This window comes from Streptomyces sp. NPDC017890 (assembly GCF_044328675.1).
GTDB lineage: Bacteria > Actinomycetota > Actinomycetes > Streptomycetales > Streptomycetaceae > Streptomyces.
Map to the genome: position 1 here is coordinate 1 of NZ_JBIRHU010000178.1, position 1,003 is coordinate 1,003.

Annotated in this window: 1 protein-coding gene; it reads right to left on the minus strand. The window is 71.1% G+C overall.

Annotated features, from left to right (window positions below; translation table 11 throughout):
* The coding region (locus ACH4F2_RS36375; RefSeq protein WP_398136851.1) for a polyketide synthase dehydratase domain-containing protein at window positions 1-1,003 on the minus strand (1,003 nt) is incomplete at both ends.

Sequence of the window (1,003 nt, forward strand, 5' to 3'; positions counted from 1 at the left end):
AAGAGTGAGTTGATGGTGTTGCCGCGGGTGTCGTGCAGTTGTTCCGTGGTGACGGGACGCAACGCCAGCGACCCCACCGACAGGACCGGAGCGCCCGAGTCGTCACCCACCAGCAGCGATACGGCGTCCTGCCCGACCGGGGACAGCACCGCGCGCAGAGAGGACGCCCCGACACCGTGCACTGCCACGTCGGTCCAGGAGAACGGCAGATACGCCCGGCCGTCGTCGGCGATCAGGCCGCCCAGCCCGACACCGTGCAGGGCGGCGTCCAGCAGGGCCGGATGCACCGCGCACCGGGAGGCGTCACCACGCGCGTCTTCCGGCACCTCCACCTCGACGAACACCTCGTCGCCACGCCGCCACGCGCCGCGCAGGCCCCGGAACACCGGGCCGTAGGTGTAACCGCGCCCCTCCAGTACGTCGTAGACCTCGTCGGTCTCCACCCGCCGGGCGTCCGCCGGCGGCCAGGCCTCCGGAAGCGAAGGCATGTCGAGAGCGACACCGAGCGACCCGGTGGCGTGCCGGAACCAGTCACCGTCCTCGCGGCGCGCATGGATGGAGACCGATCGGTGCGCCTCGTCGTCCAGCCCCGCCACCGAAACCTGAATCTCGACGGGGCCGCGCTCGGGGAGCACCAGCGGGCCCTCAAGCGTCAGCTCCTCCACCGCGTCACAGCCGAACCGCAGACCCGCCTGCAGAGCCAGCTCGACGAAACCCGTACCCGGAAAGATGACCTCGCCGGACACCGAGTGGTCGGCGAGCCAAGGCTGATCCGCCAGGGTGAGCACACCGGTCAGTACGCCACCCCCCGAGTCGGGCAGCGGCACCTCACCACTGAGCAAGGGGTGGTCGAAGGCGGCTGACCGGCCTGACCGCGGGCCGCGAGCCACCCAGAAGCGCTCGCGTTTGAAGGCGTAGGTCGGCAGGTCGATCCGTCGGGCGTGGCTTCCGGTGAAGGCGGGTTCCCAGTCGACGGGTACGCCCGCGGTGTGCAGGTGGGCGA